Raw genomic sequence first — 23960 nt, 5'->3', positions numbered from 1 at the left:
TGCGGCTACGACATGAGGAGGGCACGAACCTCGCCGAAGCTCGCCATTGCGTTCGAATCCGCAGGTTCTTGCAGAGCTTCGCGGTAAGCCAAGGCTCGTTCACATAACGGTACAAAGTGCGGAACATGCGCCCAGCGATCAATCACGGCACCGTCGATCGCACCAGCCAGCAAGCCGTCTACGGCCGTCAACGCCGCCGAATAGCCGTGTGGTCGTGGCGCTGCAGTAGGAACGATGTCGGTTAAAGCTGGGGGCATTGTGCCGGAGAACACCACGCACGCCAAGAAATCCGCATGGCACACCTGCCGGTGGCCCGGAATGTCGATGCCTTCCCAAGCAAAATTCTCTGCCTTTGCCCAGCGGTCTTCGCGCTTTGTCTCGGGTTGTTCCACCACCGCCAGCGCGTCGTCGAGGCGTAGTGCTGCTGCGATCGCCTCGTCGACACGGCGCGCGGTCTCGCCCTCAATGAAGTCGTTTGCCTTGTATCCGCCGACAACGAAACGCCCGTCAGTGGTTCGAACAGGGCGTGAGACACGTACGCCTTCGATGTTGATTTTGTCACGCAGTTTCGCAGACCACACCGCTGTTTCGCTCGCGTGAGCCACCACAGTTTTGCCCACAAGCAGGCCGTTGTCCCAAGCCGGACCTAACGCCTGCGGGGTGTCGTTGTCCGCTTGAAATGCTGAAAGAACGTGGTCAGGAATCACGCTATCCTCGTTTCTGTTCCGGGCCGGATGGTCGTCGCTACTGCGCATTTGGTCGCGGGTACGGCCACGGGTTCGCACGACAAGTCTTTTGATCGTCCGGGTACACCTCAGTCGGATCGATCGAAAACAGCTCAGAGTTATTCAGACTGAGAGTTTGCTGCATCATGATCGGAGCCAGCTCTCCATCGTCACCACACGGAACGTGTGCCGCATACCCCAAGCCGTGCCCCACCTCGTGGTTGAGCAAGTATTGCCGGTAGCTGCCTAAGTCACCCTGGAATGGCACAGCACCGCGTACCCAGCGTGCCTCGTTGACAACCACGGTGTTCCCGCCGCCTAGAGTGGTCCGACAGCTGGTTTCCATGCCTAGATTCGCCCCGCACAACTCTTTGGTGGTCTCCACGCTCGTGAGCTGGATGCGCATCTCTGGGTCGTCGTCGGGACCGACGTGCTCAAACTTGAAGCGTGAGTCGTTGGTCCAACCGCGCGGGTCGGACAGGGTGGCATCAACCATCGACGCGAAGGCATCGTCTCCACCATATGCGGAAGTATCCACGCCATTTTCGATCTCAACGACGAAAGTCATCGTGGATTCTTCGCCCTCACCTGCACTCATGCCGGGCTTTCCGACGACCCGATAGGTGCCATCACCCTTCTCAGAGTAAGGACTTCCCGGGGGTAGGTCCTCGATCGCCAGAGCGCTCAGTGGAGACTGCGCTGGATCGGGGCCTGGTCCCTTAGATTCCTGCTCCGCAGGCTGGTCTTCAGAAGCGCTGACTTGCGTTTCACGGGCAGCCTGATCTGTACTGAGCGCGGGCTCGTCTGGACTGCGTAGAACGTCAAAAATAAGGAAAATAGTTATCACGGCAAGTACTGGGATGGCGTAGGCCCGCCACCCGTAGTCCCTAGCGAAGCGAACAAAAGCGGAGTCCTTTCGCTGTGGCCTCTCGCTTTCGTACGGTTCAGTGCCGTGATGCTGTGTCATAGTACAAATAACTTAGCGCATTAACCTGCAAAGCCCACTGCACGCGGAGCTGTGGAGCCGACCTCGACATAAGAAATTCGCTCGGTGCGGATGACGTACTTGCGACCTTTATCGTCTTCCAGAGTCACGGTCGCTGCACCGGACTCGATCGCCTGATTGATCTGGCCAACGACGTCATCCTGGGATGCAGTGCTGGAAATGACCAGTTCACGGGCGCTTTCTGCAAGTCCAATCTTGATATCCATGGGTGGAATAGTCACAATCCTTCTATGTTTCATGTCTCACTTGGAGCTACCACGAAATGCGGCAGTGATTCCATTGTAAACAGGTCGGGTTAAGATGACGTTGTGTCTTCCGATGCAACTGACCATAAACCCAGCACACCGTCTTTCGCCGAGCTCGGCGTGGCCGTGGAAATCACGGATGCGCTTGCTGCCCAAGGCATTACTCATACCTTCTCCATCCAGGAACTGACGCTACCGCTCGCCCTTGATGGAACCGACCTGATCGGTCAGGCTCGCACGGGTATGGGAAAGACTCTCGCATTCGGTGTTCCACTGCTTGATCGCGTTTTCGACGATGCCGATGTCGCAGAGCTGGACGGCACACCACGCGCCCTCGTCGTAGTTCCTACTCGTGAGCTTGCAGTTCAGGTGGGTGAGGATCTCAACCGCGCTGCACAGAATCTGCCGGTGCGAGTCTTCACCATCTACGGTGGCCGCCCGTACGATGAACAGATCCAGGCCCTCGACGAGGGGGTTGATGTAGTCGTCGGCACGCCGGGTCGCTTGCTTGACCTCTACAATCGCGACGCGCTGCAGCTGGATAAGGTGGCAGTCTTGGTCCTCGATGAGGCCGACGAGATGCTCGACCTCGGTTTCCTGCCCGACATCGAAAGGATTTGGGAGGCGTTGACTCACAAGCACCAGACGATGCTGTTCTCCGCCACCATGCCAGGCCCGATTCTGACCTTGGCGCGGTCGTTTATGAATAAGCCCGTTCACATCCGCGCTGAGGCTGCAGATGCCGGTGCTACCCACGCCACAACAAAGCAAGTCATTTTCCAGGCTCACCGCATGGATAAGCCTGAGGTCACCGCGCGGATTCTGCAATGTGAAGGTCGCGGTCGCACCATCATTTTCACCCGCACAAAGCGCACGGCCGCGGACGTCTCCGCGGACCTGGCCAAGCGTGGTTTCGCAGTCGGCTCCGTCCACGGCGACTTGGGCCAAGAAGCCCGCGAACGTTCTCTCGAAGCCTTCCGCGACGGCACCATCGAGATCTTGGTGGCTACCGACGTTGCGGCTCGTGGCATTGACGTAGACGACGTCACTCATGTAATCAACTACCAAACTCCCGATGACCCGATGACCTACGTACACCGCATTGGCCGCACTGGCCGCGCAGGTCACTCCGGTACCGCTGTCACTCTCGTCGGATATGACGAAATGCACAAGTGGGCCATGATCAATTCCGAGCTTGGCTTAGACCAGCCCGATCCGCCAGTTTGGTTCTCCACATCGCCCGAGCTCTTTGAAGCTTTGGACATTCCCGAGGATGCGGAGTCTGTCGTCGGCAAGCCACGAAAAGTTGTAGGTGCACGCGCACCTCGCGGACGATCCAGGGGACGCATTTAAATGACGCTTATCGACGACCACTCGGCCCGTAAACCACTGCAGCGCAGCAAGAAAGACCTAATCGCGTTGGCTGTGATCTCCGTTCTGGCGATCTCGTTATTCGCAATTGCTTTCTTCTCCGCGCCGATTCGCTCTGCTGAGTTGACTTCCTCCGACAAAGACCATGCCGACTATGGACAGCTGGCAGTCGTCCCAACGGAGCTCACCGAGATCACGCGTATCGACGACGCCTCCCCCGCTCTCAAACCAGTCATGGTCGAAGGGATGATCGCCGCATACGCCGACGACACGCTCACCGCGTACACACCGCAAGGCGATATAGCGTGGACGTACAAGCGTTCCGATGCCGAGTTGTGCTCTCTCTCCGGCGCCTGGGGCAAATTCGTGGCCACGTACAAAACCCACCTCGGCTGCGGCGATGTCATCGCGATCGATGCATCCTCCGGCAAGTACGCCGGCACTCGCTCCGCACCCGCACCTGAACAGGTGGTCAACATTTCATCCAACGACCGCATCGGCACCGTATCCGACAAACGCGTCGAGATTTGGCGCTCCGATCTGGTGCGCACCGTGGAGTACGGCGAAGTTGAGGCCCCGCAAGAATCCGACATGCAGCCCAATCGCGACTGCACGATCACCTCGGCGCTGACTCGCACCGAATTGCTCGCTGTGACAGAAAAGTGTTCTGACGAAACGTGGCTGCGTATGCAAGACACCACTCCGGAGGACTCCCGTAAACCCGAGGTCACTGCAAACGCAAAGATCTCAGACAACTCCGTGTTAGTTGCGGTAGGTCAAGAAGTTGCGGCCATCTACCTGCCGGAGTCCACTGAAATTGTGGGCATCGACAAGGCAGGTGAAGAAGTCTCCCGCTCCGCCGTACAGCCGATCGAGGCCACGGAGGGACTGTTCGAACCGGCTGTCGCCGACCTGCCGAATCACATGTCCTTCTTCGACGGCTCGCGCTTGCTCCTACTTAACCCCGCAAATATGGCCGTCAACACAATCTACGAGGGCGCGCTCGGCACCGGCATCGCTATCGACGGCAAGCTCCTATTCCCCGTGATCAACGGAATCGCAGTTGCCGACTGGAAGACCCAAGCCATCGAGAACACCATCCCCGTCGATCGCGGCAGCTACGACGGCCCTGTCTCGCTTGCCAATGCGGGCGATGCGATCGTCGAAAAGCGTGGCGACGAGCTGGTATTCCTCGGCAACTAAGCCCCGTAGTGCGATTCAATCCATTCGGTAGAACGCGGGTGGAAGATCATCGCGAGCGCGAGAACCGCGGACAGAAGCGTCACGATTCCCAGAATGATAGCGCCACCTTGGAACATGAAGAAAGCCACGCCGAGCAGGATAAACTCGATCAGCACGATGGGGCCCCTGCCCCAATTCTTCCCGCGCAGCAATGAGACCGCACCGGCAATTACTGTGCCAAAGATGATCGCTAAGAAGATCGCTGTGCCGTAACCAACGTATTCGGCGTTCGGGCTATCGGAGACAAGGCTTTGGTCTTCCTCGCCCAGAAGTTCGCGTACCACGATGCTAAGGGCGTAGCCCAGGACTACGAGGGACTGCACGATCGCGACGATGGCCGCCCAACGAAGCGTCGAGGGTGGCTGGGTACCGGCTGGAGTTGATTTGTTTGTCACAGGGATTAAGTCTAGCCCTACCAGGTCTAGGGTTTGTGCACTGTCGGTGAAGACGGTTACAAGGAGGTGAACCGGCGATTTTGGTTAACACAAATGTTGAACAATCCTCAAATCTGCCCTCCTGCCACCTTGGTATGACTTTGACAGATTTGACCTTTATACGAAAGTGCGCTTCGCCACATTTTCCACCTCTATGCAGGTAGACTGCTTGAGTACACATAAACAAAGCGGCCCGCTCGTGCCACTCGGAGGCCCCCTCCAAACCTGAATTATATGATGTCGGTCACATTTTGCGGGTTAACCCTAGCGGAATTCGAGTTAACATGTCATGATTCTCGGGTAGCAAAAACAACCGGCTGATAAATCGGCCATTAACTCTAAGTCACCACAGAGTTAACACCAGGTAAAGTTGATGGGCCCCGGAGCCACCGGCGGACTGCCGTCCCACCACCTGGACACCCAAAGATTTGCATCAACCCCGCAAAGAGGGGCTGATTGTGGTGCGTACAAAACCCGCTGTTCACAACATCTTGACCTAAGGAGCATTCACCATGGATTGGCGCCACGAAGCTATTTGCCGAGACGAAGACCCAGAGCTGTTCTTCCCGGTCGGAAACTCCGGCCCTGCACTGTCCCAGATCGCACAGGCCAAGCTGGTCTGCAACCGCTGCCCAGTAACCTCCATGTGCCTGAAGTGGGCACTCGAAACCGGCCAGGACGCAGGCGTCTGGGGCGGCATGTCTGAAGAAGAGCGTCGCGCACTCAAGCGCCGCAACAAGGCACGCGGTCGCGGTCGCGCACGCGTCACCGCATAAACCAGAACCACTAACCAAGCCCGATTTTCCCACCGGCGCATCCGAACACTACAGTCAGTGGGTAAGCAATTATCCACTTCCCTATTTAAATAAGGAGCCCGCATATGTCTAAGCGTGGTCGTAAGCGTAAGGATCGCCGTAAGAAGGGTGCAAACCACGGCAAGCGTCCTAACGCGTAAGAACAGCACAACCCTCCCCGGTCCCAGTACAGACCAGGGAGGGTTACTTATTTGTCCCTACCGGTAGCGAGTCTCCGTGTAGCGAATTGAGATCCGCTGCACAATCCGCTGACGTAATGCCTCCGGCGCCTGCTCCTGTGAGCAACAGTGGCGCACGATCGCGCGCACCTCGCGCTCGGACTGCAAACGGCTCACACAATGCGGACACGCCGCCACCTGCTCGTGGATCTCGGCGGCGCGAGCCTCGGACGTGTCGTCGTCGAGAAGCTCACAAAGAAGGGCTTGAATATCGCTGCAGTTCATGCCACATTTCCCCTGCTGATCCTGGGCACTCATTGCTCGGTTCCTTCCTTCATATCCGGGTGATCCAATCCGATGCCTTTTTCGGCTGCTACGTCTTTCAACAATCCACGCAGCTGTTTTCTTCCCCGGTGGAGGCGACTCATCACCGTTCCCAGGGGCGTATCCATGATTTCGGCGATTTCCTTGTACGCCATGCCCTCGACATCGGCGAGGTACACCACCAAGCGGTAATCGTCGGAAAGCGAATTTAGCGCGTCTGTGATCTGCTGGTTCGGGATGTTTTTCAGCGCTTCGACCTCGGCGGAAACAAGGCCAGTCGAATCGTGCGAGCTCGTGGTGTACAGCTGTGAGTCAGTCATCTCATCGGCCGAAGTCTCCACTGGACGGCGCTTCTTCTTGCGATACGTATTGATGTACGTGTTCGTCATGATGCGATACATCCACGCCTTCAAGTTGGTGCCCTGCTTGTACGAGCCGAAAGCGTTATACGCCTTCAGATACGTTTCCTGCACCAAGTCCTCAGCGTCCTGCGGATTGCGAGTCATGCGCAGCGCACCGCCGTACAGCTGATCCAGCAATGGCATGGCCTGCTCTTCAAAGCTCGCGCCCGCCATTGCGTCGTCTTTAGTCTCCACTAACGTGGGGCCTCCTTGTAGAGTTCATGGTCTTTCACATACTCTACCCGCGCGCCTACAATCACTTTTCATGGCCAAGAAGCACCACCGCGCAGCAACACCGGCACTCACGCTGTTGGAACGTGCCGGCATCGCGCACTCAGTGGCAACGTTCGAGGCCGGCTCCGACCATTTTGGAGACCACGCCGCTGAGTCGCTGGGTGTAGATCGCGATCGTGTTTTCAAAACCCTTGTCATCGACCTCACCGCCGGTAAAGGCGCTAAACGACGACTCGCCGTGTGCATGATTCCTGTGAGTCACCAGCTCAGCCTGAAGAAGGCGGCCACAACGTTCGGCGTGCCAAAAGTCACCATGGCGCTTGCCGACGACGCGTCCAAGTCATCAGGCTACATCCCCGGCGGGATCTCGCCACTGGGTCAAAAGAACGTTCTTCCCACTGCAATCGATGAGACCGCAGTGCTTTTCGACACCATCATGTTCTCGGGAGGTCGACGCGGGCTGGATATCGAGATGTGCGCCGCGGATCTCCCCCGAGTGATTGACCTAGTGTTTGGGGACTTGATCGCGGACTAGAAGAGGCTGGTGGGCGGCTGCTCGTCGATAAGTTCGGCGTAGTCATTGCGCACGTTTCCCACTGCGGGGTCGGCTTTGCGGGTAGCGAATCCGCGCAAGGTACTCGGTTCCAGGAGCTCTTCCCCGCTCAGCCACGGCATGATCTCGTCGCGCGCGAGAAACTTTGGCAGCCGCGCATGCAGCCAAGACATCTCGTCGGTGGCTGCCGTGGTCACCATTGTCGCCGAAAGCTGATCCATCCCCGTCGCCCACAGGCCCGCGGCCCACAGCATCCCCTCGGGGCCCGTGACGTAGTAGGGAACCTTGCCGGTGCCGTCATCGTGCCACTCGTAATACCCGTCTAACGGGATGACGCAGCGACCTTTTCTAAATGCATCGCGGAACGACGGCTTCGAGGCCACGGTCTCTGCACGCGCATTGAATAGTGGCGGGCCGGTGAGGTCCTTCTTCCAATGTGGCAGCAAGCCCCAGCGCGCAGGCGTGACCTCGGCGAACGATTCGCTGACGCGCACGATCGGCACCATCTGTGTCGGCGCAATGTTGTAGCGCGCAGGAGGGAGGTCCTCGGGGGCGTGAACCTCGCTGATGCCAGGCCAGCTGCCGACCTCTGCCAGCAGCTCATCTGAAGTAAAAAGAACGAATCGTCCGCACATATCACTGAAGCTGCGCTGTCATCTCGCGGTCGATTCGACCGAAATTGTAGTACGCGGCGCACGCGCCCTCCGGAGACACCATGCACGTACCGATCGGCGTGTCGGGTGTGCAGGCCGTGCCGAAAACTTTGCACTGCCATGGCTTGATGTAGCCAGTCAGCACGCTGCCACATTCGCACGCCACGGGATCCGGAACGTGGTTGCCCGGAACGTCAAAGATGTGCTCAGCGTCCCACTGCGCGTAGGCCTTGGAGATCGCCATCCCCGAGTTGGGTAGGGTGCCCAGGCCGCGCCATTCGAACTCGTCGCGGAGAGTAAAAACTTCGTCGAGAAGCGCGCGGGCGGATTCGTTACCTGCAGGGCGCACGACTCGGGAATATTGGTTGTCCACGCGCCTTTCACCGGAAATGAACTGTTCAAGCAACATACTGACTCCCTGCAGAATATCGAGCGGCTCAAAACCACACACGGCGACGGGCAGGGAGTGGTCCTCCACTAGGAAATCAAAAGCCTGCGTGCCGACGACCGTTGCCACATGCCCCGGCCCAATGAACCCATCCACCTGCGTCTGACCACCATTGGCGATTGCTCGGAGCGGCGGCTCGATGGTGACGTGATTGGAGAAAACAGAAAAGTTCGGCACGTTTTTGTCCTTGGCCGTACGCAGCGTGATCGCCGTCGACGGTGTGGTCGTCTCGAATCCGACGGCGAAGAAAATGACGTGCTTGTCGGGATTCTCTGCCGCGATCTTCAGCGAGTCCAACGGAGAATAGACAAAGCGAATGTCACAGCCACGGGCACGCGCCTGCAACAGCGAGCCGGTGGTGCCGGGTACCCGCATCATGTCGCCAAAGGTGGTGAGGATGACGCCGTCTTGCTCAGCAAGCCACAACGCGTCGTCGACACGCCCCATCGGAATCACGCATACCGGGCAACCTGGGCCGTGCACGAGGTCGATGGATTCGGGAAGCAGATTTTCGATGCCGTAACGGTAAATCGTGTGCGTGTGGCCGCCGCAGATCTCCATCAGTTTGACGGGACGCTCGAGCTTTTCGGCGTCGGCGGTGATGCGGTCGATGAGACGGCGTGCGGCGACTGGATCGCGAAATTCGTCGACAAATTTCATGGAAGCCTCACTCAATCCGCGACGAAGTAAAGGAATCAACTTCGTCCTCAAACGTATTCGCGCCCAGCTGCTTGATCTGCTGCAACGTGGTCTGGGCTTCGGCTTCGTCGATCTTGGACAATGCAAACCCCACGTGTACCAACACCCACTCCCCAACCTCGAGGCCCTCAGCCACCAGTAGGTCGGTGGAAATCATGCGGCTCACACCTGCGATGCTGACTGTTGCGCGGGTGGGGTCGTGAATGTCGACCACCTGCGCCGGTACGCCGAGGCACATATGTCTTCTCCTGATTCGATTGAGAACGCTAGTACTCAATCTACTCGGTTGCTCCCGCTAGCATAGAAAAGGAAGTATTTTACGCACAAGGGAGCTGCCATGGAGCCGAAGAATCGTCTCAACGAGGTCGAGGAGAAAGTCAACGACCAAATCGCGCGCGTGCGACGCCGAGGCGGGCGGCTCAAAGACGAGGTGGTCACCCTGTCGCACGGGGCCGGCGGCAAGGCATCGGCAGCCCTGTTGGACCATGTGTTTTTCGACATCTACGGCAACCAACTGCTTGAGCAGAGCAGCGATTCTACGGTGGTCACCGTTGAGGGCGAACGCCTCGCTTTTTCCACCGACGGTTACGTGGTTAGCCCGATCGAATTCCCCGGCGGTTCAATCGGCGAACTCGCCGTGAACGGGACGGTCAATGATCTCGCCGTAGCTGGTGCCGAGCCGCGGTACCTGTCTGTGGCGTTCATCCTCGAAGAAGGCTTGGAAATTGAAACTCTGCGCCGGGTCGTCGTCAAGCTGCGTGAAGCTGCTGATACCGCGGGCGTGCACATCGCTACCGGCGACACGAAAGTCGTACCGAAAGGTGCCGCGGACAAGCTGTACATCACCACTTCGGGAATTGGCGTGATCCCCAGGGGCCGCGAACTTGGCTTCGAGCGGGTGGCGGTCGGCGACCGCATCATCGTTTCCGGCCCCATTGCCGATCACGGAATGAGTGTCATGATGGCGCGCGGCGACCTCGCCATCGACGCGCCGATCGAATCGGACTCGCGCGAGGTCGCCTCCCTGGTCAAGAAGCTTTTCGACGACCGCATCGACGTCCACTGGATGCGCGACGCCACGCGCGGCGGCCTTGCGACAGTGATGAACGAACTCGCCGAAACCACCGAACTCGGCATCGCACTCGAGGACGAGAAGATCCCCGTGCGCCCCATGACCCGCGCCGCGTGCGACATTCTGGGCATCGACCCCCTCTACGTAGCCAACGAGGGCACCTTCGCTGCGGTCGTTGCCGAAGCTGACGCCACTGCCGCCGTCGAAGCACTCCGCGCTGCCGGTGCCGATGGGGCCGCCGTGATAGGTAGGGTCGTCGACAAGCCTGTCGCCTCCGTGGTGCTACTGACGGGTTTCGGCGGAGCGCGCATGGTGGACAAACTGGTGGGCGACCCGCTACCTCGAATCTGCTAGCAGCCTGCCGGCGACAGCTTGTCCAAGGCTGAGCCCACCGTCGCCTGCTGGGATCGTCGTGTGTTGCAGCAGCGGGTGCCCGACGAATTCCGCAATATCGCGCGCCAAAATCGTGTTGTAGGCGCTGCCACCGCTCAAACCCACCGCCGGGGTATCCGCCTTAACGAGCTCGCGGGAAATCAGCCACGCCAAATCCCGGTGGAACTGGCGTGCCTGATATCGCCTCTCCCCCGGCGCGACCACCCGCGCAATCATTTCCTCCCAGGTCGACGCTGGTTCCAGGGGAGCATCGCCCGTAGCCAAGGCTTCGAGTTTCATGGCGGCCTCGCCCTCGTAGGTCACTTCCGTGACGGCCCCGAGGAGGTAAGCAACTGCGTCGAACAGCCGGCCAGTAGAGCTTGTCTCCACCACGCCGACACCCGAAGTGAGTTGTGACCGCACCAGCGTTAGCTCGTCTTGATCGATGCCCGAAATGTCCATGTCCTGCCCCGCGCGGTGGCACAGAGCCAGGGCAAGTCGCCACGGGTGCTTTACCGCCCGGTCGCCGCCCACGATCCCGAACGTCGGCAGGTGCCATGAGCGCTCAAAACTGCCGTCGGGCAGGATTGTGAGCACTTCGCCGCCCCAAATTGTCCCGTCAGTTCCGTACCCCGTGCCGTCGAGCGTGGCTACCGCAGCACGCTCCCCGATACGCCCATGTGATGCCAGCAGCGACAGAGCGTGCGCATGGTGATGCTGCACCAATGCCAGCTCCAACCCATGCTTGTCGACGAACCGTTGCGCCCAATTCGTCGTCGCATAGCCCGGATGCAGATCAGCCACCACAAGTTCTGGATGAGCGTTTCGCATCGAGAGCATTTGATCGACGGCCCGCTCGAAGTTTCCCTGGGCGGTCCACGACCCCATGTCACCCACGTGCGCTGAAACATGCGCGTACCCGCCAACTGCGAGAGTAAACGTGTTCTTCAGTTCGCCCCCAACGGCGAGCACAGTCGGTCCGGAGCGAATCGGCACAGGCACGGGCGCGAAACCACGGGACCGGCGGATTGGCATCTTGCCGAGGAACACCGAGTCCTCCACAGGGACGTGAATTTCTCGGTCATGCATGAGGAACATGTCGCACAGGTGCGCCAGCTGCACGCGGGCTTGCTCGTTGGTGAAACACACCGGCTCCCCCGACGGGTTGCCTGAGGTTGCAACGATCGGACGGTCCACTAGCAGTTGGTGCAGCGGCGAGTACGGCAGCATAAGGCCGATCGAGTTGAGCCCCGGCGCGATGCCCGCCAATTGCCTCTGCCCCACCGGCACCGTCACGATCGGACGCGCGGGCCCTGCCAGCAGTGTCTCGTCGTCGACCACACCGAGCTCGTGCGCTGTCGTCAGATCTGGCACCATCACCGCGAGAGGTTTCGTCGGCCGGCTTTTCTTTTCACGCAGCCGCGCCACCGCGTGCGGATCCGTCGCGTCACAGGTCAGGTGGAAGCCGCCGATCCCGCGCACGGCCACGATCTCGCCTGCGTCCCAAGCCTTGCGGACGCGCATGACGAGTTGGTCGAAGGGGTCGTCGATAAGCATGCCTCCCTGCTCGATCCAACACCGCGGCCCGCAGTCAGGGCAGCTGATCGGCTGGGCATGGAAGCGCCGGTCGGTGGGGTCAGAGTATTCGCGCTGGCACTGTGGACACAGCGGAAAGACGCTCAGCGTTGTGTTTGGCCGATCATAGGGAAGCGACGTAATAATCGACAGCCGCGGACCACAGTTCGTGCACGTAGTAAACGGGTAGCGGTAGCGCCGATTCGTAGAGTCGTGGATTTCGGCGGCGCAGTCGGCGCACATTGCAACGTCCGGCGGGATCAGCGTCTTTTCGCCTGGGGTATGCTGCGAGGGCCTAATGTTAAAGGCTTCCTCCCCTGGGACGGGTGCAAGAGTGGTAACCTCACGCGACATTACGTGCGCCAACGGAGGGAGCTTATCGACGAGCGCCTGAGCAAACTCATCTACCCGCTCACCCTGCGCCTCGACGAATACTTCGGTGTCACTGTTTCCGCAAAAGCCGGTGACGTTAAATGCGCTAGCCACGGATGCAATAAATGGGCGCATCCCCACGCCTTGCACAATGCCGCGCAGAATGATTCTTCGGCGCCCGAATTCGCTCATAATGTCTCAAATTTAGCGGTAACGTTGAACAAGTGCACGAAGTAGCCCTAGCCACTCAACTCTCCCACGTTGTCGCACGGCACGCCGAAGGCCGACGCGTGTGTGCAGTCGACATTGAAGTAGGGGCGCTCCGACAAGTGGTACCCGCAACTTTGGCCTACGCGTGGAGGTTTGTAGTCAAAGACACTGTGCTTCAAGACGCACAGCTCAACATCACCTGGGTCGACGCAGAAATCGCCTGCTCGTCCGGCCACCACACGCGCCTCGACGCCACCGACTACTTAGACGTGCGCTGCCCGACATGCGCTTCCCCCACCACCGTGATTGCCGGCGAAGAATTCCGCGTAATCGACATCGAAGTAGACCTAAGCTAAAAACCAGAACCGCAGAAAGGACCCGCCATGGGACGTTTCCATCGCCACGACGACGGCACCGTACACTCACACGATCACGACCACACAGGACATGCACACGATGTCGGTGATCATTCGGGCTACGCGACTGGACGCGAGCGCATCACCGTCTTAGAAGACATTTTCACCGAGAACGACCACCGCGCTGCCGACAACCGCGCTGCGTTCGACGAGCACGGGGTCACCTGCATCAACTTGATGAGCTCCCCCGGCGCGGGCAAAACGACGCTGCTGGAACGCACGCTTACTGCGGGGCAAGGCAAGGTCCGCTTCGGCGTGGTCGAGGGAGATATCGAGACCTCCATCGACGCCGATCGCTTGACTGATCTCGGGGCGCAGATTTCGCTGCTCAACACCGGTGACGGATTCGGCGGTGAATGTCACCTGGATGCACCGATGGTGTCCCAGGCGCTCAAAGGGCTCAACCTAGCGGAGTTGGACATCGTCTTCATTGAAAACGTAGGCAACCTCGTCTGCCCGGCTGAATTCGAAGTCGGCGAGCATCGCAAGGCCATGGTCGCCTCCGTCACTGAAGGCGAAGACAAGCCTCTGAAGTACCCGGTCATGTTCCGCGCCGTCGAGGCGGTCGTTGTAAACAAAATCGACCTACTGCCCTACCTCGATTTCGACGTTGACCTGTTCTTAAGCAATGTCCGTCAGGTAAACCCAGACGCCCGGATTTTCCTCATGTCGACGAAAACCGGAGAAGGCTTCGATGCTTGGATGGATTGGGTTCTTCAGCAAAACGATTAAGGTCACACACTTATAGGTGGGATAACATTCACTTTGTACGCGAAACGCTACTGAACTTGGACACCAACTCGATACGCTGAAAGTTGTATGAGTTTGGCCAGAAATTCCGTGGTTGACGCGCTGCCCCGACAACGAGCACACCGAATCCGTGGAATCTCTTAACAGTGAAACGGAAGTGTCTCGATGCAATTGCTCGACACCTGGCAGGGCGGGACCCTGCAAGAAAACCTCGAACGTAAAGGTGTGAAGCGCCGCGATTTCATTAAGTTGTGTGGCAGCTTGGCCGCGATCTTCGCGGTCGGAGCCCCGATCGAAGGTGTCGCCAGTGCCCAAGAAGCAGAGGAAATCGCAGAAAAGCTAGGCAGCGTAACCAAACCCAACGTAGCGTGGCTCCAGCTGCAAGAGTGCACAGGTTGCATGGAATCCGTCCTTCGCTCCGGCTCCTCCACCATCGAAGACTTGGTACTCAACCAGCTCTCACTAAACTACAACGAACTGGTCATGGCGGCAGCCGGCGAGGCGGCCGAGAAGGCCCTCCATGATTTGAACCAAACGGACCACATTCTCGTCGTCAATGGCTCTGTTTCGCTCGCCGAAGATGGCGTTTACTGCATGATCGGCGGCAAGACCTCCGAGCAAGTGCTTCGCGAGGCGGCCGAGAATGCCTCGGTGATCCTCGCGGTGGGTGCGTGCTCCGTGTACGGATCCGTGCAGGCAGCGCGCCCTAACCCGACACGTGCTGTGGGCGTCGACGAGATCATCAAGGACAAGCCCGTGATCAATGTATCCGGCTGCCCACCCATCGGCGAGGTTATTACCGCGACCATCACGTACATCTTGACATACGGCGAGCCTCCAAAAGTCGACGCCGAAGGTCGGCCGCTGTTTGCTTATGACCAGCGTATTCACGATTCGTGCCCACGCCGCGCCCACTTCGATGCCGGGCAGATGGTGCGCACTTTCGACGACGATGCCGCCCGTAACGGCTGGTGTCTCTACGAAGTCGGCTGCAAGGGCCCATCGACGTACAGCCCATGCCCCATCTTGCAGTGGAACATGAAGGCGGGCTGGCCGATCGGGGCGGGACACCCCTGCATCGGATGTACGGAAAAACACTTCTTTGATCGCTTCACCCCGTTTTACGACAAGCTGCCAAACGTTGGGGCATTCGGAGTCGAATCGACAGCGCAAAAGGTAGGCCTAGGGCTTGTCGGCGCCGCAGCCGCCGGCGTGGCCGTCCACGGGGCGATAACTGTTGTTAATGAAATCGGCGTGCGACGAAAGAGCGGCGATGTCGAACCCCTCGCGTCCTTCGGCGACGAGACCACCACGACCAAGCAGGGAGAGTAACCCATGGCTACCGAAAGAATTGTTGTTGATCCCCTGACCCGCATCGAGGGCCACCTGCGCGTGGAGCTCGAGGTCGATGGTGGCCAAATCAAACAGGCGTGGAGCGAATCCACTCAGTACCGCGGAATTGAGCAGATCGTCCTCGACCGCGATCCCCGCGACGTATGGGCGTTCGTCGGACGTATCTGTGGTGTGTGCACCGCGACTCACTCTGTAGCCAGTGTGGTCGCCGTGGAAGATGCGATCGGCTGCGATATTCCCGTCCAGGCTCAGCTCATCCGTGACCTTCTGCTTGGTGCGCAGGAGATCCACGACCATGTTGTGCACTTCTACCATTTGCACGCGCTCGACTGGGTTAACGTGGTGTCCGCTGCGGAGGCGGACCCCGAAAAGACCGCCGAGTTTGCCAGCTCTATTGGCTCAAGTTGGAGGGGCAATACCGCCTCACAGTTTGCCAAGGTGAAAGAGACCATCCAGGGCGTGCTGGACTCTGGCCAGCTGTCCATTTTCACTGGCGGCTACTGGGAGCACCCTGATTACCGACTCCCGCCCGAAGCCAACCTCATGGCCGTCAGCCACTACTTGGATGCGTTGCAGTTTCAGCGCTCGATCACCCGTATCACCACAGTCTTCGGCGGCAAGAACCCACACCCGAACTTCCTCGTCGGCGGCATGGCGTGCTCCATCGACCCAGACAAGTCCGAGACCGTCAACCAGGTACACATCGACCAGATTAAGAACTGGATTGCCGAGATTCAAGAGTTCTGTCACGACTGCTACCTGCCAGATGCCCTTGCAATTATGGGCGAATACAAGGACTACTTTGACATCGGCAAGTCGGCCGACACTTTCCTGGCGGTGGGCATGGCTGGCGCAGTAGTCAATTCCAAAAACATCGACCGGCACCTTGGCTTCAGTAGCCCAACTGTTAAACCGGGAGTAATCATCGACGGTGACTACACCAAGGTCCAACCACTGGACCCAAGTTTGATCGAAGAGTACATCGCCTCCGCGTGGTACTCCTACGAAGACGGAAAAGACGTCGGCCTAGTCCCCGGCGAAGGAGAGACAACGCCGGCCTACTCGGGCCCGAAGCCACCGTACGAGTGGCTTGCAGAAAACGACGAATATACCTGGTCCAAGGCTCCCCGCTACGACGGCCGGCCCGCCCAGGTTGGACCTGTCGCTCGCGTGTTGTTGGCCTACCTGCAAGACGAACCACAAACAAAGCAGCTTTGCGACGAAGCCTTCGACGCACTCGGCATCACTGTCGAGCAAATGAACTCCACCGGAGGTCGCACCCTCGCCCGCGCGGTTGAGGCCGTGACCTCCGCAGACACACTAGCGAACGTGCTTATGCCGAAATTCGTCGAAGGTCTTCAAAAGGGCGACATCGACGTCTTCAATGAGACCACCTGGGAGCCATCCCGCTGGCCAGACGAGTGCGACGGATTCTCCATGATGGAGGTAGCGCGCGGAATGCTGTCGCACTACATCACCATCAAGGATAGGAAGACGGCTCGCTATCAGGCAGTTGTGCCGACCACATGGCTTGCCGGTGGCCGCGACCCCGAGGGAAATCTTGGCCCGTACGAGTCCTCACTTGCAGGCGATGGAACTCATCCGTTGGAAGATCCGAAGCAACCTCTTGAAGTCTTGCGCACCATTCACTCCTTTGATCCGTGCATGTCTTGCGCCGTGCATCTCTTGGACGAGGAGGGAGAAGAAATCATCAAGGTGATGGCACAATGACAACCGCTAGGGAGTCGTCGACAAGCAAAATCTCCGTTGTAGACTCCGTCCCAGTTGCTGACATCGGTCGCGAAACGCTGCTGCGTTTGGCGGCGGCGTCGCCGGAAGGAAGCTCGGACCCTGTCGACCAGGCGCTCGTACAGTCTGTGCAGGGCAATCAGGGGCGCACGAGCAACTTCGATCCAGCAACGCCCGAGCGTAAGTATTCAATCGCGATCGTGCGTGACAGCGAGACCGACATCGCGGTTATGCGCGGCGACGTTGATGCAGTCCTCGACGCTGCCCACGGTCATGATGGGTCACGCCGACTCATCCGCAAGGGTGTGGATTCCATGCAGCGCAAGGGTCACCGCTGTCTCACCGTGGCCACTGCGCCAGTAACGGGCAACGACCCGGGCGAGTTCGAATTGAAGGGCTACGTGGTGCTGGGCAAAGGTGAGCACCGACGGCCGGTATCGCAAAGTCGTGGTGGTTTTACTCGCGTTGAGCTGTGGCCTCGCGCCCTCCGAGTGCAACATTGGCTCAACATGGCGCTGATCATTGCGTTGACTGTGACCGGGTACTACATATTGGACCCCTACTACGCCACCCCGGCGTCCGGGGACACTGGATTCATCATGGGGTGGGTACGTTTGGTGCACTATATTGCTGGTGCATCGTGGATCGCTTTAGCAATTTGGCGATTATGGCTCACGGTGACAGCGAAGACTCGACAGATGCACCGTCGCTCACTGTGGCCGATTTACAATCGCGAGGGCCTCAAAGACATGTGGGGCACGATTCAGTATTACCTCTTCATCAAACGTGAAGAACCAATACACATCGGCCACAACGCGCTGCAGCAAATCACCTACACGGGCATCTACGCCCTGTGCATTGTGCAAATGGGCACCGGGCTTGCTCTGTGGGGGCTGGCCAATCAGGATAATTGGTTCTGGGTCCTGATGAGCTACCCGGTGCACTGGATTGGCATCGCGGGAATCAGGCTGATTCACACGATCATTATGTACGTCATTTGGGCGTTCGTCGTAATCCACGTGTACTTGGCGTTCCGTGCTGACGCGCTGGAAGACCACGGTGGTGTGTCCGCAATGATCAACGGTGGTGTGTGGTTGCCCACGGGCACCAAACCTGTTGACGGGCCGGAAGTTGAGTAGATGGCTAAGAAAATCACTGCCATTGGCATCGGCAACCCGATTATGGCTGATGACGGGGTGGGGCTTGCGATTCTTAATGCACTAGCGTCGGAGCCACTCGGCGATGTCGAGTACATCGACGGGGGCACGTCTGGCATGGAGCTTCTCCCCGATGTGCAAGATGCCGACCGGCTCCTGATTCTCGACGGCATCAAAGGCCCCACCCCGGGCGAAGTCCGAGTAGTCGCGGGAGACCAGATCAAGATTCTGCAGCGAGCGCACCTCAGCCCACACCAAGTGGGGTTGCTCGACTTACTCACTGCCGCACGGCTGCTGGGCAAGGAGCCTGCAGAAGTAGTCGTCGTCGGTGTGGTCGCTCAGGAAGTTGACCTTCAGGTTGGGCTGAACGACGTGGTTGCCCAAGCTGTCCCGGAGGCTGTTGGCAAGGCGCGCGCTGTGCTTGAAAGTTGGGTCACTCAGTCCGTCTCTACGTCGACATAATCGACATGGAATTCCTTCCCACGGCGCAGATCCGCGGTGGGAGTCCCGCACTCGGGGCAGGTCAGGGCGAAATACTCGTCGATTTCTTGCTCACCTTCACAAGCCGGGCACCACACTGTGGCCGCTACTTCTGTGACGTGCAAAGAAGCTCCCGCGCAGCACGTTCCTTGCTTTGCGACGGGCCAAGCAGCAAAGAGGGCGTCGACAAGCACTCCGGACCTAGCGCCGACGACGAGGCCGACATCACGCACCACAGTAGAGGGCTCGACCGCCTTCGATACGATATCGGTGACTCCCCCGAGCAGCGATAGTTCATGCATGTCTCCATTGTTTCATGAGTAGAAAGGTCATTTCGTGGCTCGCATCAAATTACCTATTGACGCGGTGGTTGATCCGCTAGCCGTGTCGGTGATCGTGGAGGGTGATGCCGCCCGCTTCGACGTTGCCGGAGTGCCTCGCGTTGACCCCCATCTGGTCGGTCGCCCCGCACACACAGTGCCAACGCTGGTGACCCGCCTGTGCGGCCTATGCCCGGTCACCCACCATCTCGCGGGGATGCGCGCGCTGGACCACCTGGTGGATCAACCGGTTGACGACACCGCCCGCGCAGTCCGCGCGTTACTCCACCACGGCAGTGTGTTTGACGTGATGGGCCCGCGCTTGGCGCCGACCCACGCCCTCGAGCTCAAGCGGTTCGGTAAGGCGGTACTTTCTGCTGCTGGCTGTCCAGGGCATTTCCCGGATGTTGCCGTGCCAGGCGGGGTGCGCGCAGCAGCCGATCCTGACCTAGTGGCAACGCTTGTCGACGAGCTGCCTCGGATCCAAACGATCGTCGACAAGCTGCAGGGCGATCCATGGCAACCACCGACTACCCCGCTCGACGTCTGGGTCAGCAACGGCGACAAGTGGGATCCGCTTGGTGACTTCTTGCAGGCTGAGGAGCTTATTCCTATCTCTGAGATTCCTCAGCGCATCCGCGAAACTCGACCGGGCGAAATCAACCCCCACCCTCAGATTATCGTCGATGGCACATGGCACGATTACCGAGTCGGTCCAGCTTCCCGTCACCCCGAAATGAGCCCGGCCCAAGCGCAAATCGCCACGCTGCACGATTCCCTCTATGCACTCCGAACCCTTCTCGACGATCCCGCATTGACCACACCCGTCACGGCCCCCGATCTGCCGCTCCGAGACGGCACCGGGGTGGGCGTCGTTGATGGCCCGCGTGGACTTCTGATCCACGAGTATGAAGTGCGCGAATCCATCGTCACCCGCGCCCGCATCCTCAGTCCCACCGCGCAAAATGAACCCTGGCTGGCCGAGATGCTCACGCACGTAATCGCACACGGCGGGGACGCCCGTGCCGTCGAGGAACCCATCCGGGCTGCCGACCCCTGCCTGCCATGCACGAACGCCCCACGTGGGATGATGAACGTAACGATCAAGGAGAAATAGCATGTGCCTCGGAGTTCCCGCCCGTGTCATCTCAACCGGCGACACCACTTCCCCGATGCCGATGGGCGAAATCGATATCAAAGGTGAGCGTCGCCCATGTTGCTTCGCCTACACTCCCGATGCTCGCCCGGGCGATTGGGTGTTGATCCAAACCGGGTTCGCCATGCAGCTTCTCGACGACGACTCTGCCCAAGCGGCCCTCGCCACCATCGACGAGTTCAACCTCTTGCCATCGCAACACGAGCCTCCATTGCATCGCTAGTGCGCAGGTAATTCATTATGATGATCACATGTCAGAATTGTGGAATGCGCCTGTAGCTCACCAGCCGATCTTTCGTGAGGTGACTGTACCGGGATCTAAATCGATCACGAACCGCGCTTTCATCCTCGCAGCCCTTGCAGAATCGCCCTCTGTTTTGAAAGACCCACTAGTCTCTCGAGACACTCACCTAATGGGAGCCGCTCTTCGATCGATGGGTATCGGAGTCGAGCTCATCGGCGACGATGTACACATCACCCCCGGGCCCCTGCGTGGAGGCTCCGTCGACTGCGGACTAGCCGGCACAGTGATGCGCTTCACCCCGGCGGTCGCAGCTTTCGCCAGCGGAGACGTCCGCTTCGATGGCGATCCGTATGCCCGCAAGCGCCCAATGACCGAGATCCTCGACGGCCTTCGTGCACTCGGTGTCGAAATCACGGGAGACGGGCTGCCGTTCACAGTGCATGGCACCGGTTCTGCATTAGGTGGCGTCGTCGAGATCGATGCGTCCAGTTCGTCCCAGTTTGTCTCCGGTCTCCTGTTGGCCGGTGCACGCTTCGAGCAGGGCATCACTGTTAAGCACACGGGCGCATCGCTGCCTTCCATGCCTCATATCGAAATGACTGTAGACATGCTGCGCCTCGCTGGCGTTGAAGTGACTTCGCAAGAGACTGAATGGACAGTCAACCCGGGCCCGATTCTTGGTTGCACCTGGATGATCGAACCCGATCTTTCCAACGCCACCCCCTTCCTCGCCGCCGCAGCCGTTACTGGGGGCGTCGTGCGCATTCCTCACTGGCCCCTGCGAACCACCCAGCCGGGTGACGTCATTCGAGACATTCTCGACCGGATGGGCTGTGAAGTCGACCTCTACTCCGAAGGACCAACCTATACCCTTCAGGTTCGAGGTCCGCAGCGTCGCGATCTGAAGGGCATCTCCCTCGATATGAGTGACATTGGCGAGCTGGCCCCAACTGTCGCTGCCCTAGCGGCGCTTGCATCGACGCCTTCGGAGCTTACAGGCATCGCCCACCTGCGCGGACACGAAACCAACCGACTTGCAGCACTAACCACCGAAATCAACAAGCTAGGTGGCACCTGCGAGGAACTCGGCGACGGCCTCCGCATTACTCCAGCGCCACTCCACGGAGGCGAATGGAACTCCTACGACGATCACCGGATGGCTACCGCTGGGGCCATCATCGGACTCGCCGTCGAAGGAGTGAGTGTGGAAAACATCGGCACTACCGCTAAGACTCTGCCGGGCTTCGAACACATGTGGGCGGACATGGTCCGTGGCTAGGCGTTACTACGACGAGTCCGACGTACGGGTCCGCGCAGGTAAAGGCTCGCGCCCCCGCACAAAAGACCGCCCCCTGCACAAAGATGCCGTTTTCGGAATGGTTGTGACCAAAGACCGGGGCCGCTGGGGCGTTGTGCTTGACGACGACACGCTCGTCACATGCATGCGTGCCCGCGAATTAGGCCGCACATCGATTGAAGTGGGTGATCGTGTCGGCATCGTAGGCGACACCACTGGGCGCAAGGACACCTTGGCGCGCATGGTGAGGCGCGAAGACCGCACCAGTGTTTTACGACGCACAGCAGACGATACAGACCCATACGAACGAATTGTCGTCGCTAATGCGGAAATCTTGTTGATCGTTTCCGCCGTAGCAGATCCACCGCCCCGTACCGGTTTCGTCGAACGCGCGCTGATCGCCGCATTTGTTGGCGGGCTGAAACCCGTCATTTGTCTGACCAAGTCTGACCTCGCCGACCCCTCCGAGTTCGCCGCAGAGTTTGCCGAACTAAATGTGGACGTCCTTACAACAGGCATTGACGACGATCTCGCTGCCCTTCACAACCTCATCGACGGTCACGTTTCGGCGGTGATTGGACACTCTGGGGTCGGTAAGTCTACCTTGGTAAACCGACTCGTACCGGATGCGGATCGCGAAACAGGTGCCGTGTCAGGGGTGGGCAAAGGTCGCCATACGTCGACGCAATCCGTGGCACTGCATCTCCCGCAGGGCGGTTGGATAATCGATACGCCCGGAATTCGGTCGTTCGGTTTGGCACACGTGGCACCCGACGACATCGTGTCCGTGTTTGAAGACCTCGCCGAGGCCACACAAGACTGCCCCCGACTCTGCACGCACGCTGGGCCACCCGCAGACCCCGAGTGCGCTTGGGACAAGCTCGACGGCGAGAGCGCAACGTACCGCCGCGCGATGGCAGTGCGAGGATTGTTGGTAGCGCTTCGATCCAATAATGAGTGGGAGCTCAAAGATCTCAAGTGACCCGCATCGCCCCGCCACGCGCAGTCGGGTGATCGTTTAAGGTGTAGCCGCCGTTGAAAGGCCCCACGTGGTAGGTCAAGCCCCCATGTTTTACGAGGTGGCCGTTTCGCGGCTGGCGACGGTCGTCGTCAAGCCTGCCGTTGTGAAACGGACAGCTCATCGAAAGATTTGAGAGGTTCGTCGGTCCGCCATGTGACCATGCCACATTGTGGTTTACTTGGCATCTGTCGGCGCCTTGCCCGCAATCAGGAACTCCACAGGTCGGGCTCTCTAGCGAACACATCTTTCGTTGCTTCGAGGAAGCCAGTCGCTGGGTAGTGTACAAATCCACTGCCCCATGAACTCTTGAAACCAACATCGCGAGGCCGTGATCTGTGAGCTTCTGTTGCAAAAACTCCGCCCCGGTCATGCGGGCACCGTTGGTGGCAGAGAGTATTACATCGTCACCAGCTCCGCCATAGATTGCTTCTAAATCGCCGATCGATACGATGACGGCAGGTGTGTACTCGGCCTGGCTGATACCACGGTTGCTGAACAGCTCGAAAAGCGCATCCGACTCGTTGATATTGTTCTTGGTCGCATGATCACGCACCTGGTCCCACACTGCTGCGATCTTTGACTCGGCCCCGGTCCAGTGAATCGTGCGCTCCAACGATCCTGGTGGATTGCTCATCGACGCCCGCGGGCGCGCTGGCTGTTCTTCCCGTGGGCCGTTGTAGTGCTCCACGCGTTCTCGCGCAGCAGTGCGTAATTTTCGATAATTGGCAGCGAGACGGCAAAGGTCTCGGCGAAGTTTCCATGCATAGGCCTCGTCGGCAAGCTTTGCGACGTTACTTTCTATCAACTGCAGCGTATCTAGGGTATGCCCTGCGCGAATGGCTTCCTCGCGGGCTTGACGCTGTTGCTTTCTGAACCGAGTAGGCCCGAAGTAAATGGTCGAGAGCTTGCACATTCGGCGCGCGGTCGGCGTGGAGAAGCCGGCAGATTCGATTTCGTGCACGCTCATGCCGGCCGCCTCGGAAAGGAGATGCATGGCTCGGGCTTCCGCAGCCCCTCTGGATTGAAAATCGTTCATGCTGGTGACGCTATGGCACAAGCGACACGGAAGGGTTTTGCTCGTTGGCACACTGTGGATAGAAGTGTCCGA

General features: G+C 59.2%; 28 protein-coding genes. 16 read left to right on the top strand and 12 right to left on the bottom strand.

Annotated elements, in window-relative coordinates; translation table 11 throughout:
- Positions 1–5: 5 nt before the first annotated feature.
- Genes QP027_RS02550 through QP027_RS02540 form a run of 3 tightly spaced genes read right to left on the bottom strand, consistent with a single transcriptional unit; the run spans position 6 to position 1937 of the window.
- A complete protein-coding gene (locus QP027_RS02550) occupies positions 6–707 on the bottom strand; it encodes a hypothetical protein (protein ID WP_284825752.1) in 702 nt (233 codons plus the stop codon).
- 37 nt (positions 708–744) lie between these two features.
- On the bottom strand, positions 745–1692 hold the full coding sequence (locus tag QP027_RS02545; protein WP_284825750.1) for a DUF3152 domain-containing protein: 948 nt from the start codon (positions 1690–1692) through the stop codon (positions 745–747).
- Between the two features lie 20 nt (positions 1693–1712).
- Positions 1713–1937, bottom strand: a complete 225-nt coding sequence (locus QP027_RS02540) for a DUF3107 domain-containing protein (RefSeq protein ID WP_284825748.1) — start codon at positions 1935–1937, stop codon at positions 1713–1715.
- Between the two features lie 102 nt (positions 1938–2039).
- Here QP027_RS02540 and QP027_RS02535 point away from each other — a divergent pair, with 102 nt between their 5' ends.
- Together QP027_RS02535 and QP027_RS02530 are read left to right on the top strand one after the other, a co-directional pair.
- Positions 2040–3329: a DEAD/DEAH box helicase gene (locus tag QP027_RS02535; RefSeq protein ID WP_284825746.1), complete on the top strand. Its 1290-nt coding sequence runs from the start codon at positions 2040–2042 to the stop codon at positions 3327–3329.
- Entirely contained in the window at positions 3330–4550 is a 1221-nt protein-coding gene (locus QP027_RS02530; protein WP_284825745.1) for an Rv3212 family protein, read from the top strand.
- Here the strand turns inward: QP027_RS02530 and QP027_RS02525 are convergent.
- Positions 4547–4984 (bottom strand): hypothetical protein, encoded by a 438-nt coding sequence (locus QP027_RS02525; protein ID WP_284825743.1) that lies wholly within the window; start codon positions 4982–4984, stop codon positions 4547–4549. The two genes, QP027_RS02530 and QP027_RS02525, sit on opposite strands and share 4 nt — an antisense overlap.
- A gap of 551 nt (positions 4985–5535) precedes the next feature.
- On the opposite strand from QP027_RS02525, the gene QP027_RS02520 reads away from it, so the two are divergent.
- Positions 5536–5799: a WhiB family transcriptional regulator gene (locus QP027_RS02520; RefSeq protein WP_284825742.1), complete on the top strand. Its 264-nt coding sequence runs from the start codon at positions 5536–5538 to the stop codon at positions 5797–5799.
- A 104-nt stretch (positions 5800–5903) separates the two neighbouring features.
- The gene (locus QP027_RS12330; protein WP_370513275.1) at positions 5904–5978 is read left to right on the top strand and encodes a 50S ribosomal protein bL37; all 75 of its coding nucleotides are present in this window, start codon (positions 5904–5906) and stop codon (positions 5976–5978) included.
- 57 nt (positions 5979–6035) lie between these two features.
- On the opposite strand, the gene rsrA is transcribed toward QP027_RS12330, so the two are convergent.
- Both rsrA and QP027_RS02510 read right to left on the bottom strand, forming a co-directional pair.
- Positions 6036–6281 (bottom strand): mycothiol system anti-sigma-R factor, encoded by a 246-nt coding sequence (rsrA, locus tag QP027_RS02515; protein ID WP_284825740.1) that lies wholly within the window; start codon positions 6279–6281, stop codon positions 6036–6038.
- Between the two features lie 29 nt (positions 6282–6310).
- A complete protein-coding gene (locus QP027_RS02510; protein WP_284826891.1) occupies positions 6311–6895 on the bottom strand; it encodes a sigma-70 family RNA polymerase sigma factor in 585 nt (194 codons plus the stop codon).
- Positions 6896–6986: 91 nt separating this feature from the next.
- Between QP027_RS02510 and ybaK the strand changes: the two genes are divergently transcribed.
- Positions 6987–7490, top strand: a complete 504-nt coding sequence (ybaK, locus tag QP027_RS02505; protein ID WP_284825739.1) for a Cys-tRNA(Pro) deacylase — start codon at positions 6987–6989, stop codon at positions 7488–7490.
- On the opposite strand, the gene QP027_RS02500 is transcribed toward ybaK, so the two are convergent.
- Genes QP027_RS02500 through QP027_RS02490 form a run of 3 tightly spaced genes read right to left on the bottom strand, consistent with a single transcriptional unit; the run spans position 7487 to position 9546 of the window.
- Entirely contained in the window at positions 7487–8143 is a 657-nt protein-coding gene (locus tag QP027_RS02500) for an SOS response-associated peptidase (RefSeq protein WP_284825737.1), read from the bottom strand. The two genes, ybaK and QP027_RS02500, sit on opposite strands and share 4 nt — an antisense overlap.
- Before the next feature lies 1 nt (position 8144).
- Positions 8145–9269 carry a hydrogenase formation protein HypD gene (gene hypD, locus QP027_RS02495; protein ID WP_284825736.1) on the bottom strand — a complete coding sequence of 375 codons (1125 nt, stop codon included), beginning with the start codon at positions 9267–9269 and terminating at the stop codon, positions 8145–8147.
- Between the two features lie 7 nt (positions 9270–9276).
- Positions 9277–9546 (bottom strand): HypC/HybG/HupF family hydrogenase formation chaperone, encoded by a 270-nt coding sequence (locus QP027_RS02490; RefSeq protein WP_284825735.1) that lies wholly within the window; start codon positions 9544–9546, stop codon positions 9277–9279.
- A 99-nt stretch (positions 9547–9645) separates the two neighbouring features.
- Between QP027_RS02490 and hypE the strand changes: the two genes are divergently transcribed.
- Positions 9646–10734: a hydrogenase expression/formation protein HypE gene (gene hypE, locus QP027_RS02485; protein ID WP_284825733.1), complete on the top strand. Its 1089-nt coding sequence runs from the start codon at positions 9646–9648 to the stop codon at positions 10732–10734.
- Here the strand turns inward: hypE and hypF are convergent.
- Positions 10717–12891: a carbamoyltransferase HypF gene (hypF, locus tag QP027_RS02480; protein WP_284825732.1), complete on the bottom strand. Its 2175-nt coding sequence runs from the start codon at positions 12889–12891 to the stop codon at positions 10717–10719. The genes hypE and hypF overlap by 18 nt on opposite strands.
- Before the next feature lie 32 nt (positions 12892–12923).
- Between hypF and QP027_RS02475 the strand changes: the two genes are divergently transcribed.
- The 6 genes from QP027_RS02475 to QP027_RS02450 all read left to right on the top strand — a co-directional run bounded on the left by QP027_RS02475 (position 12924) and on the right by QP027_RS02450 (position 18796).
- Entirely contained in the window at positions 12924–13265 is a 342-nt protein-coding gene (locus tag QP027_RS02475; RefSeq protein ID WP_284825731.1) for a hydrogenase maturation nickel metallochaperone HypA, read from the top strand.
- Between the two features lie 27 nt (positions 13266–13292).
- Complete coding sequence (hypB, locus tag QP027_RS02470; protein ID WP_284825730.1) at positions 13293–14057, top strand: hydrogenase nickel incorporation protein HypB; 765 nt, start codon at positions 13293–13295, stop codon at positions 14055–14057.
- 183 nt (positions 14058–14240) lie between these two features.
- Positions 14241–15407 (top strand): hydrogenase small subunit, encoded by a 1167-nt coding sequence (locus QP027_RS02465; protein ID WP_284825728.1) that lies wholly within the window; start codon positions 14241–14243, stop codon positions 15405–15407.
- A gap of 3 nt (positions 15408–15410) precedes the next feature.
- Complete coding sequence (locus tag QP027_RS02460; protein ID WP_284825726.1) at positions 15411–17159, top strand: nickel-dependent hydrogenase large subunit; 1749 nt, start codon at positions 15411–15413, stop codon at positions 17157–17159.
- Positions 17156–18316, top strand: coding sequence for a Ni/Fe-hydrogenase, b-type cytochrome subunit (cybH, locus tag QP027_RS02455; RefSeq protein WP_284825724.1), 1161 nt, complete (start codon positions 17156–17158; stop codon positions 18314–18316). Before QP027_RS02460 ends, cybH begins: the two co-directional genes overlap by 4 nt.
- The gene (locus QP027_RS02450; RefSeq protein WP_284825723.1) at positions 18317–18796 is read left to right on the top strand and encodes a hydrogenase maturation protease; all 480 of its coding nucleotides are present in this window, start codon (positions 18317–18319) and stop codon (positions 18794–18796) included.
- On the opposite strand, the gene QP027_RS02445 is transcribed toward QP027_RS02450, so the two are convergent.
- Complete coding sequence (locus tag QP027_RS02445; RefSeq protein WP_284825721.1) at positions 18772–19116, bottom strand: hydrogenase maturation nickel metallochaperone HypA/HybF; 345 nt, start codon at positions 19114–19116, stop codon at positions 18772–18774. The two genes, QP027_RS02450 and QP027_RS02445, sit on opposite strands and share 25 nt — an antisense overlap.
- Before the next feature lie 34 nt (positions 19117–19150).
- Between QP027_RS02445 and QP027_RS02440 the strand changes: the two genes are divergently transcribed.
- The 4 genes from QP027_RS02440 to rsgA are packed head-to-tail and all read left to right on the top strand — an operon-like array spanning position 19151 to position 22813.
- Entirely contained in the window at positions 19151–20251 is a 1101-nt protein-coding gene (locus QP027_RS02440) for a nickel-dependent hydrogenase large subunit (protein WP_284825719.1), read from the top strand.
- A gap of 1 nt (position 20252) precedes the next feature.
- The gene (locus QP027_RS02435; RefSeq protein ID WP_284825717.1) at positions 20253–20513 is read left to right on the top strand and encodes a HypC/HybG/HupF family hydrogenase formation chaperone; all 261 of its coding nucleotides are present in this window, start codon (positions 20253–20255) and stop codon (positions 20511–20513) included.
- A gap of 28 nt (positions 20514–20541) precedes the next feature.
- Positions 20542–21813, top strand: coding sequence for a 3-phosphoshikimate 1-carboxyvinyltransferase (aroA, locus tag QP027_RS02430; protein ID WP_284825715.1), 1272 nt, complete (start codon positions 20542–20544; stop codon positions 21811–21813).
- A complete protein-coding gene (rsgA, locus tag QP027_RS02425) occupies positions 21806–22813 on the top strand; it encodes a ribosome small subunit-dependent GTPase A (RefSeq protein WP_284825713.1) in 1008 nt (335 codons plus the stop codon). Before aroA ends, rsgA begins: the two co-directional genes overlap by 8 nt.
- On the opposite strand, the gene QP027_RS02420 is transcribed toward rsgA, so the two are convergent.
- Complete coding sequence (locus tag QP027_RS02420) at positions 22806–23888, bottom strand: HNH endonuclease signature motif containing protein (RefSeq protein ID WP_284825712.1); 1083 nt, start codon at positions 23886–23888, stop codon at positions 22806–22808. The genes rsgA and QP027_RS02420 overlap by 8 nt on opposite strands.
- Positions 23889–23960: the final 72 nt, after the last annotated feature.

This window comes from Corynebacterium breve (assembly GCF_030252165.1).
Classification (GTDB): Bacteria; Actinomycetota; Actinomycetes; order Mycobacteriales; family Mycobacteriaceae; genus Corynebacterium; species Corynebacterium breve.
The sequence above is the reverse complement of the archived record's forward strand: the minus strand, read 5'-3'. Positions and strand labels throughout refer to the sequence as shown.